17 protein-coding genes and 4 tRNA genes are annotated in these 18304 nt (G+C 64.7%); 14 read left to right on the forward strand and 7 right to left on the reverse strand.

The genetic code is table 11. The features are described 5' to 3' along the window. The first annotated feature begins 6 nt into the window (after positions 1-6). From AB5J62_RS00700 to AB5J62_RS00720, 5 genes are all read left to right on the forward strand, one after another. A complete protein-coding gene (locus AB5J62_RS00700) occupies positions 7-1701 on the forward strand; it encodes a phosphatidylglycerol lysyltransferase domain-containing protein (RefSeq protein WP_370950136.1) in 1695 nt (564 codons plus the stop codon). Positions 1702-1771: 70 nt separating this feature from the next. After that, positions 1772-1861 (forward strand) — tRNA-Ser (locus AB5J62_RS00705). Positions 1862-1903: 42 nt separating this feature from the next. After that, a tRNA-Arg gene (locus tag AB5J62_RS00710) sits at positions 1904-1977 on the forward strand. 457 nt (positions 1978-2434) lie between these two features. After that, complete coding sequence (locus AB5J62_RS00715; RefSeq protein WP_370946154.1) at positions 2435-3151, forward strand: HNH endonuclease; 717 nt, start codon at positions 2435-2437, stop codon at positions 3149-3151. 80 nt (positions 3152-3231) lie between these two features. Further along, positions 3232-4194, forward strand: coding sequence for a NaeI family type II restriction endonuclease (locus tag AB5J62_RS00720; protein ID WP_370946155.1), 963 nt, complete (start codon positions 3232-3234; stop codon positions 4192-4194). A 40-nt stretch (positions 4195-4234) separates the two neighbouring features. On the opposite strand, the gene AB5J62_RS00725 is transcribed toward AB5J62_RS00720, so the two are convergent. After that, positions 4235-5476, reverse strand: a complete 1242-nt coding sequence (locus AB5J62_RS00725) for a DNA cytosine methyltransferase (protein WP_370946156.1) — start codon at positions 5474-5476, stop codon at positions 4235-4237. Between the two features lie 98 nt (positions 5477-5574). Here AB5J62_RS00725 and AB5J62_RS00730 point away from each other — a divergent pair, with 98 nt between their 5' ends. The 5 genes from AB5J62_RS00730 (at position 5575) to AB5J62_RS00750 (ending at position 8946) form a co-directional block, all read left to right on the forward strand. Continuing rightward, the gene (locus AB5J62_RS00730) at positions 5575-6057 is read left to right on the forward strand and encodes a very short patch repair endonuclease (RefSeq protein WP_370950137.1); all 483 of its coding nucleotides are present in this window, start codon (positions 5575-5577) and stop codon (positions 6055-6057) included. Positions 6058-6251: 194 nt separating this feature from the next. Further along, positions 6252-7751 carry an SWIM zinc finger domain-containing protein gene (locus AB5J62_RS00735; RefSeq protein WP_370946157.1) on the forward strand — a complete coding sequence of 500 codons (1500 nt, stop codon included), beginning with the start codon at positions 6252-6254 and terminating at the stop codon, positions 7749-7751. Between the two features lie 190 nt (positions 7752-7941). Further along, positions 7942-8024: transfer RNA gene (locus AB5J62_RS00740), tRNA-Tyr, on the forward strand. A 58-nt stretch (positions 8025-8082) separates the two neighbouring features. Continuing rightward, positions 8083-8832, forward strand: a complete 750-nt coding sequence (locus AB5J62_RS00745; protein ID WP_370946158.1) for an RNA ligase family protein — start codon at positions 8083-8085, stop codon at positions 8830-8832. A 40-nt stretch (positions 8833-8872) separates the two neighbouring features. After that, positions 8873-8946: transfer RNA gene (locus tag AB5J62_RS00750), tRNA-Leu, on the forward strand. A gap of 4 nt (positions 8947-8950) precedes the next feature. On the opposite strand, the gene AB5J62_RS00755 is transcribed toward AB5J62_RS00750, so the two are convergent. Continuing rightward, entirely contained in the window at positions 8951-9490 is a 540-nt protein-coding gene (locus tag AB5J62_RS00755) for a hypothetical protein (protein WP_370946159.1), read from the reverse strand. A gap of 413 nt (positions 9491-9903) precedes the next feature. Between AB5J62_RS00755 and AB5J62_RS00760 the strand changes: the two genes are divergently transcribed. Continuing rightward, positions 9904-10683, forward strand: coding sequence for a hypothetical protein (locus AB5J62_RS00760; RefSeq protein WP_370946160.1), 780 nt, complete (start codon positions 9904-9906; stop codon positions 10681-10683). Further along, the gene (locus tag AB5J62_RS00765) at positions 10680-12359 is read left to right on the forward strand and encodes a serine/threonine-protein kinase (RefSeq protein WP_370946161.1); all 1680 of its coding nucleotides are present in this window, start codon (positions 10680-10682) and stop codon (positions 12357-12359) included. The genes AB5J62_RS00760 and AB5J62_RS00765 overlap by 4 nt, the downstream gene beginning before the upstream one ends. Here the strand turns inward: AB5J62_RS00765 and AB5J62_RS00770 are convergent. The 5 genes from AB5J62_RS00770 to AB5J62_RS00790 form a co-directional block, all read right to left on the reverse strand. Beyond that, positions 12347-12577 (reverse strand): hypothetical protein, encoded by a 231-nt coding sequence (locus AB5J62_RS00770; RefSeq protein ID WP_370946162.1) that lies wholly within the window; start codon positions 12575-12577, stop codon positions 12347-12349. The two genes, AB5J62_RS00765 and AB5J62_RS00770, sit on opposite strands and share 13 nt — an antisense overlap. 98 nt (positions 12578-12675) lie before the next feature. Beyond that, entirely contained in the window at positions 12676-13128 is a 453-nt protein-coding gene (locus AB5J62_RS00775; RefSeq protein ID WP_370946163.1) for a response regulator transcription factor, read from the reverse strand. Then, entirely contained in the window at positions 13113-15215 is a 2103-nt protein-coding gene (locus tag AB5J62_RS00780; RefSeq protein WP_370946164.1) for an AAA family ATPase, read from the reverse strand. The genes AB5J62_RS00775 and AB5J62_RS00780 overlap by 16 nt, the downstream gene beginning before the upstream one ends. Before the next feature lie 242 nt (positions 15216-15457). Beyond that, positions 15458-16180 (reverse strand): GntR family transcriptional regulator, encoded by a 723-nt coding sequence (locus AB5J62_RS00785; protein ID WP_370946165.1) that lies wholly within the window; start codon positions 16178-16180, stop codon positions 15458-15460. 104 nt (positions 16181-16284) lie between these two features. After that, positions 16285-16590, reverse strand: a complete 306-nt coding sequence (locus AB5J62_RS00790; protein WP_370946166.1) for a GNAT family N-acetyltransferase — start codon at positions 16588-16590, stop codon at positions 16285-16287. 135 nt (positions 16591-16725) lie between these two features. On the opposite strand from AB5J62_RS00790, the gene AB5J62_RS00795 reads away from it, so the two are divergent. Next, positions 16726-17367, forward strand: coding sequence for an HNH endonuclease family protein (locus AB5J62_RS00795; protein ID WP_370946167.1), 642 nt, complete (start codon positions 16726-16728; stop codon positions 17365-17367). A 109-nt stretch (positions 17368-17476) separates the two neighbouring features. Then, the gene (locus AB5J62_RS00800; protein WP_370946168.1) at positions 17477-18226 is read left to right on the forward strand and encodes a 3D domain-containing protein; all 750 of its coding nucleotides are present in this window, start codon (positions 17477-17479) and stop codon (positions 18224-18226) included. Positions 18227-18304 lie beyond the last annotated feature (78 nt).

Below are 18304 nucleotides of genomic sequence, written 5' to 3' on the forward strand. Positions count from 1 at the left end.
GTGGTGATGGGGACACGCGCGCGGGTGGCGGGGGAGACATCGGTCGTCGCCGTCACCTGGGTCACCCGCCTGGTCGGACTGGGCGCGCTGATCTCCGTGCTGGTGCCCGCGGGACGCAGGACGTTGCGCGGGCACCTGGCCGAGTGGCTCGAACTACCCCAGGACGCCACCACGGCCGCAGCCGCCATCGTCCTCGTCACCGGCGTCCTGCTCGTGTTGCTCGCCACCGGCCTCCGCCGCCGCAAACGCCGCGCCTGGCAGCTGGCGGTCTGCGCGACCGTGCTGTTGACGGTCTCCCACCTCGGCCTGCGCCACGTCTTCGGCCCCGGTCTCGTTTCCGGAGCGCTGTTGGTCACCTTGCTCGCGACCCGCAAGTACTTCATCGCACTCCCCGACCCGGTCACCGGCCGATGGCGCGCGCTGGCCGCCTTCCTCCAGCTCACCGGCGCCGGCTTCCTGATCAACTTCGCCCTGCTCTCGGTCGCCTCCCGAGCCGTACTCGAGCCACTGAGCTTCGTCGGCAGGCTGACCCAGTCCGCACTGGCGTTGGTCGGCGTCACCGGCCCCGCGGTCTTCCACGCGATGTGGATGGAGGACCTCAGCGCCGCGGTCGGCTTGTTGTTCGGCATCGCCGCGGTCCTGCTGGCAGCGTATTTCCTCCTGAGGTCCGCCGAGCCGTCCCCAGCACTGTCCGCAGAGGAGATAGCCCGCCTGCGCGTCTTGCTGGACGAGCACGGCGACAGGGACTCACTGGGCTACTTCGCACTCCGCAGCGACAAGTTCGCGGTCTTCTCGAAGTCCGGGAAAGCGGCGTTGACCTATCGCGTGATCGCCGGCGTCGCCATGTGCTCCGGAGACCCCCTCGGCGACCACGAGGCATGGCCAGGCGCCATCGAGGAGTACCTCGACGTCTGCCGCCGCCACGGCTGGATCCCGGCCGTACTCGGCTGCTCAGAGCTCGGAGCCACCGTCTGGGCCCGCTTCGACCTCGAAGTCCTCGAGATCGGCGACGAGGCCGTCGTCGACGCTCCCGGCTTCAGCCTGGACGGCCGAGCCATGCGAGGCGTCCGCCAGGCCGTCTCCCGCTGCCGCCGAGCCGGCTACACGGTGCGTGTGAGGCGCGCCGAGGAGATCTCCGGTCCGGACCTGGCCGAGCTCGTGGCCTTGGCCGCCAACTGGCGCGGAACGGCCACAGAGCGCGGCTTCTCGATGGCGCTGGGCCGCATGGGCGACCCCGGCTCGGTCCTCGTGACAGCCCACCAGAGCGGTCGCATCAGAGGCATCCTCCAGTTCGTCCCCTGGGGCACCCACGGCCTGTCCATGGACGTCATGCGCAGGGACAGAACGGCCGACAACGGCGTCAACGAGCTCATGATCACCGAGCTCATACTCGACTGTCAGAAGCGTGACATTCACCACGTCTCCCTCAACTTCGCCGCCTTCCGAGCGGTCATGGAGCAAGGCCACCGCATCGGAGCAGGCCCGTTCGCCCGGATTTCGGCCCGCGCCATCCGCCTGATGTCCCGCTGGGTCCAGATCGAGTCCCTCTACCGCTTCAACGCCAAGTTCCAACCCCGCTGGGTCCCGCGATATTTGATCTACCCCGCGGTCCGTGACCTACCGCGAGTCGGCATCGCCGCCTTCGAGGCCGAGGGCCTCGGCGGCCGCCCATCGCGCCTGCTCAGGATGCTGCAGCGCTAGACACGGGGGGTGATGTTCAGGGCCGTTCGGGGGGTGTGTAACCTATCTTCGCAGTGAGTCGTTGGGCCTGGGAGGCTTCGCCTAGTCTGGTCTATGGCGCCGCACTGCTAATGCGGTTGGGGGTAACCCCCCCTCCCGGGTTCAAATCCCGGAGCCTCCGCTGGTGCCTGTTCCGGCAGGTGCTAGATTGAAAACTGAACAAGCGCCCGTAGCTCAGCTGGATAGAGCATCTGACTACGGATCAGAAGGTCAGGGGTTCGAATCCCTTCGGGCGCACGTCTGGTTGAGACAGCAGTACCAAGAAACCCGCCGGTTCTCCGGCGGGTTTCTTGCTGTCTCTCACTTTTTCTTTTCTGCTGGCCGAGCAGGCAGATGCGAGTCCGTCACCAGCAAGCTTCGCTGCCATTAAGTGGTGCTAGGCGCGCGAGGCGAGTAGCGGCACTCGAATGGTCCGTCGTCCTCCTCCGTCGGGGTGCCAGAACTTGAATGACTTTCGCAGCGTCACTGATCGACTTCAGGTAGGTGTGCCCTCTGCGATGGCGACATGCCACGTTTGGTGACTAGTCGAGCACGTGTCAGCGTGGCTACATGTCGAAAGTAGGCAGCTGCGCCGTGATGCCACACGGTCTGGTGCGAAGACTTGCTTACGGCGGTTGCCGCTACTTGCCGCAGCAGGCTCCGGCAAGGTACTGTCACGTGACACTTTCGGATCTGCTAGCGGTTAGGACTCACTGTGAACGCCACCGATGCTAAGTCCCTGCCGGACTGGAGAAACTCCAACCTGGGTACGCGAATCCGGGTGGCAGTGTGGCTCGCCGTCGAGGTTGGAGAGGGTGGGCATTTTACCAAGCAGCAGCTTAGGGATGCGATGCCCGGTGTCGAGCAGATCGACAGGCGGATGCGCGACCTTCGTCCTGCGGGGTGGTCAATTCTGACGTATCGCGATATTGCGGGGTTGGCGCCAGGCGAGTTGCAACTCGATAAGATTGGCAAGCCGGTATGGGAGAAAGAGTACCGAGCTGCCGGTCTGCGGGTTATCACAGCCACTATGCGTCGTAACCTATTTGAGCGTGACGGTCATCGGTGCGTAAGGTGTGGAATACTTGCTGGGGAAATCTACCCTGATGATACTGCTGTGACTGCGCGACTTACTGTAGGGCATGTTATTCCGTATAAGTACGGTTCAGGTTCAACGATGGCTGACCTGGTAACTGAATGTGCTCGATGCAATGAGACTGCAAAGCATCTAACGTCGCCACGTTTGAATGAGCAGCAGGTCTGGGATGAACTTGTGGAGTTGCCCAGGAAAGATAAATTCGCTGTTCTTGCATGGCTGGCGGCTGGTCGACGTGAGCAAAGCCGTGTTGAGCGCGTAGTGTCGCACATATGGCAACTGCCGGGCGTGCACCGTGAGGCTATTCAGGAGCGGCTAGCTAGGACGCTTTCATGATAGCAATATGATGGCTCACGCGGGCGTACGCCTTTCCTTAAGTGGCCTCGATATGCCACTACTCGACCATGGAGTTTCGCTTGGATATTGAAATGCCAGCTTTTTCGAAGGCCGATCCTGAAATCCAAGAAGTTATCGAGGAGCTGTATCGCCGTGATCCCGAAGGGAACCGCGTCGCGGCTGTGCTTAGAGACACTCTCGATCAGCTCTATGATGGGCAGCGCACGGGCAGGTGGTGTTATGAGCAGTTGCACAAGACTGAAAAAACACATATGGGAACTCTGGTTGAAATAAACTTGCATCGCGAATTCGCTTTTGAAGATGGCGATAGCATGGACTATAAGATTGCGGGTCATGAGGTTGATTGCAAGTATTCAATGTCTAAAGTATGGATGCTGCCGCCCGAGGCGATTGGGCACATATGCCTGCTACTTTGGGCTGATGATCGCAAACAAGCTTGGTCGGCGGGATTGATACGAGTTCGTCGGGATTACCTCAATCTGGGTGCTAACCGCGATCGCAAGAATACCCTAAATAAAGAAGCGCGCTCCGCGATAATTCCTCTTTGGTCGCAGCATCAAAAATTAGCTCCCAACTTGTTTCTCGAACTTTCAGACGAACATAGGGAGCGAATCTTTGGAGCACGAGGTAAGCGCGGCGTTAGCGGGCAGGCCAGAGTCAATGAGCTCTTCCGGCTTGTGCAAGGCCGCATCGTCCGTCGTGCAGAAATTGCCACGGTGGCGCAGCAGGATGATTCGATGAAACGTGCTCGTGATTCAGGCGGTGCTCGCGACTACCTGAGAGGCGAGGGTGTCCTTGTCCTGGGGCACCAAGATAAAGACCCTCTTGTTGCTAGGTCCCTTGGCTTGTCCTGCCCAAAAAAAGGCGAAGTTATTGCGGCTAGGGTTGTTCCGGTTGGGCTCGGCAGTGGTCGTCAGGTTGCTGAGATTGGTGGCGAATTATGGGCTATAGCAAGAGAAGATGAGCCTGTAGTTCCGGCACCAATTGTACCGCGCAAGCGAGTTTCTTCACCGGAAAGCTAGCCTTAGATGCGGTGGCAGGAAGGGCTTTTGGAAAGTATGATTAACTTATCCGGGCGCGATTCTTTAGAAAGGTAGCATGGCGGTCATGATCGTCTTGTCCAGTGAAAGCTTTAAATTCACCAAGTTTGTATCGAGTTACGCCATTCTTTGTAGTAATGTCAATTTCGAAATCCCGGCCTAGCTGACTCAGTCGAAGTTCGACATCGGCGATCTCGAGTACCTGATCGCCGATGTTCTGAAGATCCTCGGCTTTAACAAAGCCATTGGCGTCTTTGAGTGCTTTGTAGACTGGCTCGTGCTCAATCTGCTTGCGTGCGGCCGGAGTTCCTTTGTGTTCTAGAGCGTTGAGAATGGAGCGGCCGACGGCCTCTGCGACCGGCGGCGGGAAGGCATTGCCGATCTGCCGGTACATTGCGGTCTTCTTGCCAGTAAAGCGCCATTCGTTCTGGCTGGGAAATCCTTGGAGCCGCGCAACCATTTCACAGGTTAGTTTGGGGCCGACTTCAAAGGTGTCGAGACGTCCTGGGGCTTCATTGCCTACGCCGAGGCCGTCCACGCCAAGCTCTGCCCAGGCTCGTTTTGCTCGAGTAGGTCCAAGATCGGCTCCCCCATGCTTCTTGGAGCCTCCGACGATTGTCGGAGCGATCTTGTTTGCCTTCGCGACCCAATCCTCGAGTCCTGCCCAGCTGTTGACTCCCATTAAGCTCTTAAGTGCTTCTCCTACGGTCGGCGCGTTTCCTGTCGGTTCTGGCCAGTTGAAGTAGGGAGCATCTTCTGGCTGCAGGGCAACTAAGACGAAACGAGGTCGCAGTTGAGGTACACCGAAGTCTGAAGCTTGCAGAAGCCGCCACTCGGCGACATACCCGAATGAGGTCAAGCGATCCAGTACGTGCTGACGGTAGCCAGCGAACCGCGGCATGCTCAGGCCTCGGACATTCTCAAGTAGCAGAGCTCTGGGCCTAACGACACCAACTTGCTCCACAGCCCAGGCAAAAAGATCCCGTTCGTCGTTAGCCCCGAGCTGCTTGCCAGCGATTGTGAACGGGGGGCAAGGCACGCCACCTGCGAGGAGGGCTACCTTCTCGCGGTAGTGAGCAGGGTTCCACACGGCCGGATCGGCTACGTCTCCCCGGGCAACCTTCCAGTCCGAGTAGTTGGCTTCAAGCGTATTGCACGCGTTGTCGTCTAGCTCGATGGCGAGACTGTGCTGGAAGCCAGCTTTGTGCAGGCCATGAGCCTGGCCGCCCGCGCCGGCGCAGATCTCAACGACGTTGAACTCCATGATCGGTTACCTTCCAGAGTGAGAGCGCTCGCGGGTGTCCACGAAGGGTATCTTTCCTTATGGACCGCGAGCCGTGGCGATAGGTGGGTTCTGTGAGCGTGTCTCGAAGTGATCGCGATGCGACCCGTGAGCGGGCACACGCGAAGGGTCTCTACCCAGCGGCAGCGAGTGAAGGCCGTTCGCGCAACATGCGGGCGAACAAACGGGTTGACACCAAGCCGGAAGTCGCTCTGCGTAAGGAGCTGCACAGACTTGGCTACCGGTACCGTAAAGACCTTCGTTTGGTTCTTGATGACGGCGTCCGAGTGCGTCCCGACATCGTCTTCACTGCGCGGAAGGTGGCCGTGTTCGTTGACGGGTGCTTCTGGCACGTGTGCCCGGAGCACGGCCGTGAACCTACGTCCAACGAGTGGTATTGGACTCCAAAGCTTCGGCGGAACGTTGAACGTGATCACTTGGTCACAAGTGCCCTGCAGCAAGCTGGCTGGCGAGTTGTGCGCGTCTGGGAGCATGAACCTCTCATGGCTGCAGTGGCTGCAGTGACGGAGACTTTCGAACACGGGTTCGATGCTAGTTGCTAGTACTGGCTGGAGCCCTGATTGACTCGCTACTTTGGCGACGCGTCGACCTTCAGCGAGTGGAGGCGGTCGACGCTCCTGCTGGACCCGGCTTCTCTGAAGTTATGTGCTATAGCAAACTGGTTGAGATCGGTGACGACCTGCTTCCTGTCAGGTGAGCTTCTCGCGGGATCGGCTCGAGGAGTTGAATAGCTGGCGTGACCTGGTTCTCTGACAAGGATCTTCGCGAGCTCGCAGGCACTGCGTCGTACTCGCGCGGCGCTGGCTATCTTCACGCCGTCGAGGGCGTAGATCCGCTGGTCGACGGCGTGAAAGCCGTAGTTCAGGGCACCGAGAGCTACACGGTCAGGCTCAAAGAAGTCCGCGGTCAGCTGGTCGGCGAGTGCACGTGTCCGCACGCGGCGACCGGTGTCTTCTGCAAGCACTGTGTGGCGGTCGGACTGGCCGTGCTCCGGAAGCCGCCCAGGTCGAAGCTTGACCTGCGTGGGTACCTCGAGTCGCTCGACAAGGAGCGTCTCGTCGAGCTGTTGCTCAACCAGGCCGGAGAGGACGAAGCGCTGTTTCGGCGGCTCGTGCTGGGTGCCGCCGGGAGCGACATCGGTGAGCAGGTCGAAGGCTTGCTCAGCTCCTATGCGGGCGACTACGTCAAGAAGGCCAGCGACGTGCTCGACGCGCTCGACGCGATTTCTGACGATGAACGGGTGATTCCGGCGGCGCGTCAGGTGGTCGACCTGTTGGCTGAGGCGTCGGAGGTCGTCGAGGACCCGTATGGCCTGGTCGATGAGCAAATACAGCGGGCGGTCGGGCTGTACGCCGAGCTTTGTGCCGTGCATCCGGTTGATCCGGTGGAACTGGCCGGGTGGTTGCTGCGGCTGGACTTGGCCGTGGACGTCAACCTGCTCGACTTCGCTGAGGGACTCGGGGACGCGGGGGTCGCCGAACTGAGGTGGAGGATCGAGGAGGAGTGGCGGCGCGGGGATCAGAACCGGCGCAGGTTGGCGCAGTTGCGTGAAGGCCTTGCGATGCTGGCCGACGACCACGACGAGTTCGTGGACGCGGTGCAGCTTGGGGTGGATGGGCCGCAGGACTACCTGCGGGTCGCGCGAGCGCTGCGGAGCGCGGGGAGGGTCAGTGAGGCTGTTGAGTGGGCGGCGAAGGGAATTCCTGACGTTGCCGCGTATCAGCGGCTTGAAATGGTGAGTTTTCTGGTTGAGGTCGGGGAAGCTGATCGTGCGTTGGATCTCCAGAAGCAGGTGCTGGGCCAAGAGCTGACCCAAGACAACTACCGCGCGTTCAAGGATCTCGCCGGGCGGTTGGGTAGGTGGGATGACCATTGTGAGTGGGCGTTGAGCTTGTTGCCGGGTGGTGACTGGCTCGTTCGGGCGCTTCTCGATGAGAACCTGGTTGACCGAGCTTGGCTCGCTTTTGGTGAGTTTGGTTGTGGGGAAACGACTATGGTGGCGCTCGCTGACGCTCGGGTGGTGACGGCGCCGGCTGATGCGGTACCGATCTATCGCGCGCTGGTCGAGGACACGATCGGGCGGGGTAGCTGGGATAAGTACAGGGCAGTTGTCGGATTGCTCGTGAAGCTCAGGCGGGCTGATCCGGACTTCGACGGCTACGTGGCAAGACTTCGGGTGAAGCACCGGCGAAAGCCGTCGCTCATGCGGGCGATGGACAAGGCGAAAATGCATTGACGGTCCACACGGCCTGCGTCAGGGTGGAGGCATGACACAGCAGCCGGACGTCTATACCGCGCAGGGGCACTGCGCGGGACTTGTGCTGCTCTGCGGAGGTTCCCTGACATGATCTGAAGCGATCACATCAGGGAGCCGTCCACCGAGGTGGGCGGCTTTTTTCGTGCCAGAACCAGTGTCAGTGTCCAAGGGTGGGGATGGGCCATGGCGGCCCAGCTGGCTGTAACCCAGTCGTACGCGAGTACACAGGCGGTTCGATTCCGTCCCTCACCACCGCCGGGCGGCGAAGCTGATGCATCGTCGCCGTCCGGGCCAAACTTAGGAGGAAGAGATGCTGCGCGAAGTCGATCTCGAGGTGCTCAACTCGGTCACGAAGTATCCGTCGATCCCGACGTACCACGCGTTGGATCCCAAGAACGGCAACCTGACCGAGGATCCGGTGCGGTTCGATGGTCCGGTGCTGGGTACCGAGAAGATCGACGGTACGAACGCGCGCATCATCTCCTTGCCGGACGGTAACTATCTGCTCGGTAGCCGTGAGGAACTGTTGTATGCCAAGGGTGACCTGATCGGTAACCCGTCGCAGGGCATCGTGAAGGCGCTCAAGGCGGTGGCCGAGCGACTGGAGCCGGAGACCGACAAGATCCGAGTGCGGTTCCTTGAGGTTTACGGTGGCAAGGTCGGTCAGGCCGCGAAGCAGTACAGCGGTGAGCTGAATGTCGGCTTCAGGATGTTCGACTCGATCGTCGTCGAGGACGAGATGCTGGGTAAGCCGCGGCAGGAGATCTCGGCTTGGCGGGAGGCGAATGGTCAGTCGTTTCTCGATGAAGCCGATCTTCGAAGGCGGGCCGAAATGGACGAGATCGAACTCGCGCCCCGGCTGTTCGAAATTGACAGTTTGCCGGTTGAGATTGACAAGATGCGGGACTTTCTCGCTCGGGAGTTGCCCGAAACTTTGAGTGCTCTCGACGCGAACGCGGGTGGTAAGCCGGAAGGCATTGTCTTGCGTACCAAGGATCGGAAGACCATCGCCAAGGCGCGGTTCCAGGACTACGACCGAACTTTGAAGCGTCGGAAATGACAACGCGGCGGACTCCCTGGAGAGTCCGCCGCGACTTAAAGCCCTTGTAGCCCAACTGGTAGAGGCACCGGATTCAGGATCCGGCCAGTCCAGGTTCGACTCCTGGCAAGGGCACTTGCTATGGCACGCGGATGGCCGCGGCGCCGGCGAGTACGAAGAACACCAGCAGTACCAACGTTCCCGTGTGGCCGCCGGAGCTGCTGGTGACGACCTGCTCGACCGCGCCCGTGAGCTTGATTCCGCAGTCGGCTGTGACCGTGTGGGTGCCCGCCTCGATCCTGGTGAACTCGACCGGGGACTTGAAGTGGCCGGTCGCGTCGGCGGTCGTGGAACCGACCTTGTCGCCGTTCGATGTCAACGTGACCGCGTGGCCCGGCTCGCAGCCGTTGCCGGTCGCGGAGAGGGTGTCACCTGGCTGAATGGTGGGATGATCGAGGACCAGCGTGCCGTCGGCGGGAGTGCTGGTGGTGGACGTGGGGGTTTCGACCGTGGTCGTCGGGGTTTCCGAGGTTGGGGTCGTTGACGTCGGTGTGGTCGAAGTCGGCGTCGTCGATGTCACCGGGGGCTTGGTCGGGGTGGTCTTCGGCGGGGCCGTGGTGACCGGGGGCTGGGTGGTGACCGGCGGACGGGGCGTCGTCGGGGTGACGATCGGGGGCACGGTGAAAGTGCCGCTCGCTGTCGTTCCCTGGCCCGTGCAAGTTGCGGTCACCGTGTAACTGCCCGGCTTCGCACTGGTAGGGACCTGGACGCCGATCGAGCCGCTATCCGGCGGGGAGGCCTTTGTGGAACCCAGCTGGGTGGCACCTGCCCAGGTAAAGGTAATAATTCGGCATTTATAGAGGCCGCCGTAGGTGATTGTGAACGCGCTGCCTGCTGGGCCACTCGATGGTTTCAAACTAACCGAGGGGCGCTGCTGTGCGTTGCCGAGATCCGAAAGTGCCAGTAAAAGACACATCCCGGCCACGAGACCGAAAGCCAACCGAACCATCATCCGCATCGGAACGTCCCTCAATCGCTCAGTACTCGCTGTAGCATTCCTGACCAGTCCGACAACGCAAGCAGGAGTACCCAATGAGACGTGTCATGGCGGCGGCGGTTGCGTTGGGAATCGTCTTACTCGGGGCGTCGCCCGCGTCGGCTGATCAACTGAGCCTCTCGGTCACGATCAACGGGAAGGCGACGGCCGACAACACCGTTCCGATCGACCCGGCTAGCCAGGTGAACCTGGTCGTGACCGCTGTGAATGACACGAACGCACCCGTGAAAGTACGGAGCGTGCGGCTTTCCGGGGTGGCGCTGGCGCTCACCTTCTTCGCCTATGACACGACCGCGCCGTTCGAAGTGCCCGCGCATGGGAAAGCGACGCGGACTTTCGTTCTCGATCTTGGCGATCTGAGTGGGCAAGCGATCGGACTGCTCCCATCATCGGTTGAATTGCTGGACGCGCAGCGGCAATCGCTCGGTGAAGCGACCACTGTGGCCGATGTGCAGGGTTCTTTCTGGTCCGTCTACGGGGTGTTCGGGCTCGCGATGCTCGTGCTCACGATCATCGCGTGGGTGACCGCGTTGCTCGCGCTCGCACGGCACAAGCTGGCGCCGAACCGGTGGCGGCGGGCGCTGCGGTTCCTGCCCGCCGGCTTTGGGACCGGGCTGGTGGCCGTCGTGACGCTGTCCGTGCTGCGGCTGGTGCCGCCGGAACCCGCGATCGAGATCCCGGTGGTGCTCGGCGCGGCCGCGATCGCGTTGCTGCTCGGGTATCTCACGCCGCACCCGGCGCCTCCTAAGACCGACGCGCCCGTAGAAGATGTCACCGTCAACTTCAACGCCACCACCGAGGGATTCCCGCAATGAGCGCTCCGGCCGAGCTGGTCGCCGCACTACCGCAGTACGCAATCGGGGATGAGATCGGCGTCGGGGGGATGGGGGTCGTCTTCGCGGGCGTCCACCGCTCGCTGAACCGGCAGGTGGCGATCAAGCAGCTGCCGTGGGACATGGTCGACCACAAGATGAGCGCCGAGCTCTTCGACCGCGAGGCGCGGGTGCTGGCCAGCCTCGACCACCCGCACATCGTGCCGGTCTACGACTACGTGCGGTCCGGGCGCGAGAACCTGCTGGTCATGGAACGGCTCGACGGTGGCACCGTCTACGACCGGTTCCACGGCGCCGGGGTGAGCGGGGAACAGGCCTGCGCGATCGGGCTCGCGATGCTGGCCGGGCTGCACGCCGCGCACAACGCCGGCGTGCTGCACCTCGACGTCAAGCCGAAGAACCTGCTGTTCACCACGCAGGGCGTGATGAAGGTCGCCGACTTCGGCATCGCGCAGGTGATCAGCGAGGGCGCCACGCTCGTCACGCACGGCGGCGACGTGCTGGGCACGCCCGCCTACATCGCGCCGGAGCAGGCGATGGGCAACGCGCTGAGTCCCGCTGCCGATGTCTACTCCGCGGGCACTGTCCTTTATGAACTGCTCTCCGGTGAGTTGCCGTTCGACAACACGCGTGGCGCCATCGCGATGATGCGCCAGCACATGTTCACCGACCCGAAGCCGATCGCGAACGTGCCGGCGCCGATCGCCGCCGTCGTCATGCGCGCTCTCGGGCGCGAGCTGGACGGCCGGTACCGGGAGGCCGAGTCGTTCGCCGCAGACCTGGCCGCCGCGGCCACCAAGGTCTACGGCCAAGGCTGGCTCGAACGCTCACGCGTGCCGGTGCTGCACCTGACGCCCCGCGTGATGGCGGGGCTCGCGACCGGCGCGACGACCCAGCCGGTCGCCGACTCCCGGACCATGCCGGTGCAGCGGCCGCAGCCGCCCGCCGACCACACGCTGAACGCGACCCGCGCGGATCTCGCGCCCAGCACGCCGGAGCCCGCGCAGTCGGTGCTCTGGCTGCGGCTCGGCGCCGTGCTCGCGTTCGTGGCGTTGTTCGTGCTCGCTTTCGTTACGCCGCAAGAAATTCCGCACGACGCTTCCTATGACCCGTTGCGCGCCGCCTCGGCCGACTTGAGCAAGCCGTTCGATCTTTACGGCTCCGGTAACCCGGAAGAGGTCAAGCTGGAGCTGTCGGCGGCCGGGATCCCACTCGGCTCGACGACCGCCACCGCCGAGGCGGACAAGCCAGGGACCTTCAAGGCCAAGACCGAGATGCCGGCGATCACGCGCTGGATCGTCGGCGGGACGGTCACCGCGACGTTGTCCGCCAAGGAGATCGTCACGCAGACGTTCACCTTCCGCACCACCCAGCATCCGCTGGCGAGCGCGCTGGGCGCCGGCAGCCTGATCCTCGGCCTGTTCGCGCTGGCTTACCTGGAATCCGGCTTGCGGACCGTGCGCAACGGGCACCGCTGGCGCGGCTCCTCGGTCGGCGGGCCGGTGCTCGGCTTCCTGTTCGGGGCGGCGGTGTGGATGGTCGTGTCGACCATGACCGGCCACGAGCCCTCGGTCATGTACGGCGTCGGCTGCGGAGTCGCGGGCGCGGTGGGCGCGATCCTGCTGGTGCTCGCGACCCGTCGGCGTCACTCGGCGTGATCAAGTTCTTCGTGGAGGATCGTCTCGACGTCGCCGTGCGCCAGCCGCAGTGAGACCACGACGACGGTGACGAGGAACAGCGCGAGCGCGGTGTAGGCCGATACCGTGATCGACAGCTCGAAGGCCAGCGTCACCAGCAATCCCGTCGCGAGCACCGCACCCGTGACGCCGAGCGCCTTCGGGTGGAGCAGTGGTTTCGACGCCGATGCGATGCTCATGTGGTGGCCTCCCGCTGGTCTTGTTGGACGCAGTTCTAGAGGTCGCCGCCACCGGAAAGACCGTTACGGAACGTCAGTTGAAAATTGAACCTCTCACTCTAAGGGTGGAACGCGCGGCCGAGTTCCGCCCGGCCGCGGACGCCGAACTTCGCGTACGCCCTGCCCAGGTAGTTGTCGACCGTGCGCACCGAGAGCCCCAGTCGCTCGGCGATGCGACGGCTGGACAGCCCGGCGACCGCGAGCGCCGCGACCTCGTGCTCGCGCCGGGTGAGCACCGCGCGCAGGCCGCTCGCGTCGAGCAGCGGGGTGCGCGCGCCGCTGCAGCGCTGCGCCAAGACGGCGGCCCGTTCCAGCACGACGTTGGCGAGCGTGCGTTTGCCGTCGGAGCGGTACAGCGCGCCCGCGGTGGCCGCGGCTTCGGCGGCGTGGAGCAGCAGGCCGCGGTCGGCGAAGATCCAGGCCGCCTGCTCCAGCGGCTCGGGATCCTTGGCGGCGAGGCCCCTGGCGGCGGGCGCGAACAGCGAGCCGAGCGCGGTCAGCCTGGCGTGCACCGACGGCGCGTCGCCCAGCCCTCGACGGTCGGCTGGCCGAAGTCGCGCGCGAGATCGGCGGCGGCGCGCGCGGTGGCCGCGCCGGCTGACCGGTCGCCGAGCGCGGCGTGTGTCCACGCCTTGTCGAGCTCCATCCACGGCTGGAACAGCCTGCTGGCCTGACGTCGCGGGCTGCGCGCGCGGTCGAGCAGCCGCGACGCGAGCCGCCCGTCGCCTGCCAGTGCGAGCGCTCCCGCCAGTGAAGCCAGGCACGGCGCGGCGAGCCGGAACGTGTCGTACTCCTTGAGCAGGCTCAACGACTCTCGCAGCGACGCCGCCGCCACGCGCACGTCCCCCTGCGCCTTCGCCGTGGCGCCGAGGAACCCGGCCCACGCGCCGACGACGTTCTCGGCCTCGTCGCGAAGCGCGGCCTTGTATTCGCGATCGGCCAGCTCACGCGCCTCGCTCAGCCGGGCGTTGGCGAGCAGGCCCATCAGCATCCCGCAGCCGACCTGCGTCGCGCCCCAGGGAACTTCGGCCTGATGCACGGTCGCGACGTCCAGGCCGAGCCGGTAGATCGCGCTCGCCCGCGCGGTGTCGCCGAGCAGACCGGCCGCCGCGCCCGCTCCGGTCGCCGCCCACACCACGGCCTGCGGTTCCGCGTCGGGCGCGGCGAGCACGGCCTCGCCGACCTTCAGCGCGTCGGCGCAGCGGCTGTCGAACATCAGGATGAAACTGCGGTTGCCGTCGGCGGCACGTCGCCCCGGCGCGCTGCCGACGTCTTCCAGCGCTTGTTCGGCCTCGGCTACTTTCCCTTCGCCCCAATAGAGAATGTCCGAACGGACGGTCGCCCAGGTGACCCGGTCGACGCCGTCCCGCGGCGAGCCGGGCAGTGCGGCGACCGACGCTTCGTAATGCCCGGCATGGCTCAGGATCTGGGCGAGGACGTTCTCCGCGCGCCAGCCGCCACCGGAGTCGCGTGACGCGCGCGCGAGGCGTTCCGCGAGGTCGAGATCGAACCGGTCCATGGCCTGTTTCGCCGCGGTCAGCAGGATTTCCGCGTCGCCGGCGTGCCCGGCCATCAGCTGCCAGACTCCGACGCGCAACGCGTCGTCGCGTCTTCGCATCGGCGACGAGATGGTCGCCGCCGCGAGTCTGGCCGCGAGGTGACGCGTGCGCGACCTCGTCATGGTCGAGCGGATGACCTCGCCGTGCAGCGGGTGGGAAAGCCTTGCCAGCACTCGGTTTCCGCTGTGATCGATGACCGCGAGGCCTTGCCGTTCGGCCGCCGTGATGGCCTCGGTGGAGGCGAGCCCTTCGAGCACGGTCATCGCCAGCGGCTCACCGCAGGCGATCACCTCCAGTACGCCCGAGATGGCGTCGCCAGCTGCGCTGAGCCGGTCCGCGACGACCTCGCCGAGCCGGGCGGTGGCAGGCACCGCGCCGGTCCAATGCCAGCGGCCGCGACGTCTGCGCAGCGTGCCGCTGTCGAAGCCGGCTTGCAGGATTTCCCTGAGCAGCAACGGGTTTCCCGCGCTGACGCGGGACAGCCGCTGTCTGCTCACCGCGTCGAGCTGCTGCTCGAACGTCTCGCCGAGCAGGCTGTCGATCGCGCCGGCCGTCAGCTTCGGCACCGTGACGCGGGTGGCCCTGCCTTCCTTCCAGAGCGCGGTGATCGCGTCGGGGCAGCGCTCGCCGTCCCGGATGGTGAGCAGGCCGAACACCGACGACCGGGTGGTCAGATGATGGATGACCGTGGCGGACGCGTCGTCGAGCAGATGCGCGTCGTCGACGACGATCGCGGGCCGTTCCGCGCGCTCGAAGCGGGCGGCGACCTGGCGGAGCAGCGCGAGGCGATCGGCGTGGACGCCATCGGGGAGCAGATGGGACACGGCGCCGAACGGGATCGCCGAGCCCGCCCTGGTCGCCGCCACCCATTCGGCCGCACGCAGCCGCGTCCACACTTCCCTGGCGAGGCGGGTCTTCCCGATCCCGGCGGCACCGGAGAGCACCACGCTTTCGCCGCGCGCCGCGGCGGCGAGGACGGCCTGCAGCTGCCCGCCCCTGCCCGCGAGCGTCCATTCCTGTCCCAGCACCGGTCGGGTCACATGTGCTTTTCGGACGGGGCACGCGATTCGGTACGGGAAACACCCACAGTTGCGACATTTGGCCGAGCGGGGAGGACTGACGGGCTGAGGTAGTCGCCTTCCGCGCACGTACGGGGACACTGGGTTGCGGCCTGGTCCACTAGCCAGTACAGTGATCGATGTCAGCCGCAGTGGGCCGACAGCACAAAGTGAAAGGGGCGGCGACCGTGTTGCACGGTCGCCGCCCCTGAAAAAGCTTCGTTCTAGCCAGAGAGGGAGGGGTGATCGGATTCGGGATACCAGAGGTCCGGCGGGCAGACGATCTCGTCGAAACGAAGCACGGCGCCGTCCGCGCCGAACACGGTCACGCGATGCTCGAGCACTGCGGACGGGTTGGCGAGGTCGAGTTGACGACGTTCGGCGGCGGTGGCCAAACGAGCCGAATTCTCGCGAAGCGTGCGCGTCGGGTGGTGGCCGGCGGTCGCGGCGAGATAGGCCTCGACGCCTTCCGGTGGCTGGGCGCGCTCGAGCAGGAGCGGCGCCTCGTCGGCGAGCGCTGACGCGAACCACGAAGTCTGGATTCGCGCGGGCGCGTCTTCGCTGTTGTGGATGAGCAGCTGCCGGCGGAGAAGCTCGGTCTCCTCGGGTTCGCCGAGTGCGTGCGTGGCCTGAGCAGGGCCGGGCGCGAGCTCGACCGCGAGGAACTCGGTGCGGAAGCTGACGTCGACGGTCAGCATGGCCGACGGATCGCCGGGCAGCGCCTCGCGGACGTAACTGCCCGAACCTTGACGAGCTTCGATGTAGCCCTGGTGCTTCAGCAAGTCGAGCGCCGCGTCGGCGGTCGGCCGCGAGACCTTCCAGAGCTTCATCAGAAAGCGGCCGGATGGGACTTTGTCGCCGGGCTTGAGCTCGCCCGCGATGATCTGGTCCCGGATCGGCGACGCGATCTGCTCGTACTTCGGCGGGACCTTCTGGATTTCAGGCATGTCCGTCCTGCGGTCGACGAAGTGGCGTAGGTGTCTCGCCACTGTACCAGTCACGCGCTACTTTTGGTGGGAATTCGTCACCGAGAGTTCGTGTTGTCGGGAAATCACAGCTCGAACTCGGCGCGCCGGCCCTCGGGCACCAGGTCGACGTACTCGGCGTTCTTCTTGACGAAGCCGCAGACGAACGGGCAATACGGCAACACGCCGACGCCTTGCGTGCGCGCGTCGTCCAACGCCGCCCTGATGAGCTTGCTCGCCAAACCCTGACCGCCGAACTCTTCCTTGATCTCGGTGTGCGTGAACGCCAGCTCCGCGCCCTGCCGCTCGTACTCGGCGAAACCGGCGAGCACGCCGTCCGCGAGCACCTCGTAGCGACTCCGCTCGGAACTCTTCTCGACCTTGACGTCCACGCTGCCTCCCTTGCCTTTCCGCATCTTAATGACCATGACCGAACTCACGTCCGACGCGCCGCTCTGCCTGCCGGGTGAACCTCGCCCGCGCCGCCATAATCAGCCGGATTTCCCTGGCCAGGAGAGGAATCCGCGATGCGCCGGAATATTCAGTTCGTACTGGCCGGGGTGGCTGCGATACTCGCGGTCGCGCTGGTGTTCTGGCTGGTCACGGCCAACCAGGGCACCGCGGCGGACCCGGCGGCGAACGCGGGTGACGCCCGCGCCCAGCTTGAGCAGCTCAAGATCGCGCCGCGCGGCACCCTCGACGGCTACGACCGCAAGAAGTACCCGCACTGGTCCAATCAGGGACAGAACTGCAACACCCGCGAGTTCGTGCTCAAGCGCGACGGCAAGGACGTCAAGGCAGGCGCCGACTGCAACCCGACTTCGGGCTCGTGGACCAGCCCGTACGACGGCGACACCTGGACCAAGCCGTCCGACGTCGACATCGACCACATGGTCCCGCTCGCGCAGAGCTGGGTCAGCGGCGCCAAGGACTGGACGAACGAGAAGCGCGAGCAGTTCGCGAACGACCTCACCCGGCCGCAGCTGTTCACCGTGACCGACCGCGTCAACCAGCAGAAGAGCGACAAGGCACCCGACCAGTGGAAGCCGCCGCTCGTCTCGTTCTGGTGCACCTACGCGACCGACTGGATCACCGTCAAGAGCTACTACGCCTTGACGATCACCTCCGCCGAGAAGAGCGCGCTGACGCTCATGCTTGACAAGTGCTGAGTGTCGGACAAAAAGGTCTAGACCTATTGACTGAGGTGACCCAGGCCACCTAACGTCGAAAGACCGCGCGGCTCCCTCCATCCGGTCCCTGCCAGGAGGTCTCGTCGTCATGTCCACACGTCTGGGTAAAGCCTTCGGATTCGTCGTCCTCAGTCTCGGCGCGCTGCTCGCCGCGCCCGCCACCGCCAACGCCGCCTTACCGACCTGCCAGCACTTCTACACCGGCACCATCCCCGACCGCCCGGTCAGCGGCGGCCAGGCGCCAGGCGGCACGGTCGGCGCCGTCAACGTCAGCAACCGCCTGGCAGCGCCGACCGGCATCGCCGGCGGTCTCGGCGCCGACGGCAAGGTCACCTTCACCTTCAACCGTGTGCCCGGCGCGGTCGCCTACCGGGCGTTCCGCAACGGGCAGGCGTTGCAGTGGGTCAGCGACTGGGGCCAGCCGAGTTTCCTGGTCACCGACGTGAGCCCGTGCAACGGCGCGCACTACCAGGTCTACGCGATGAGCAAGGAAGACAACTCGCCCGCGTCGCTGGGGCAGATCTCCTCTTCGTTCCGGCTGAACGCTTCGAACAAGCTCGCGGCTTACTCGATTCCCAAGGGAACGCAGTATTCGTACCGGGTCAGCGCTTACAACGACGCCGGGCAGACCGCGCTGGGATACCTGGCCGGGCCTGGGTTCTGCGCGGTGGACGCGCGGAACATCCCTTGGGGGACAAGGTTTTACGTGCCGGGGTACGGGCACTGCTACGCGGCCGACATCGGGAGCTGGATCAAGGACGACATCGTCGACGTCTGGCTGCCGGGAACGCAGGCGGACAACTGGGGGATCCAGCGCCTGAACCTGGTCGTGGAGTAAAAGGGCTCGTGAGCGTTGCGGGCGGTTCTAACCGCCCGCAACGCTCACGACCTCAGTCGGCCCGAGCCAGCTTTCGGA

The organism is Amycolatopsis sp. cg5, from assembly GCF_041346955.1.
Classification (GTDB): Bacteria; Actinomycetota; Actinomycetes; order Mycobacteriales; family Pseudonocardiaceae; genus Amycolatopsis.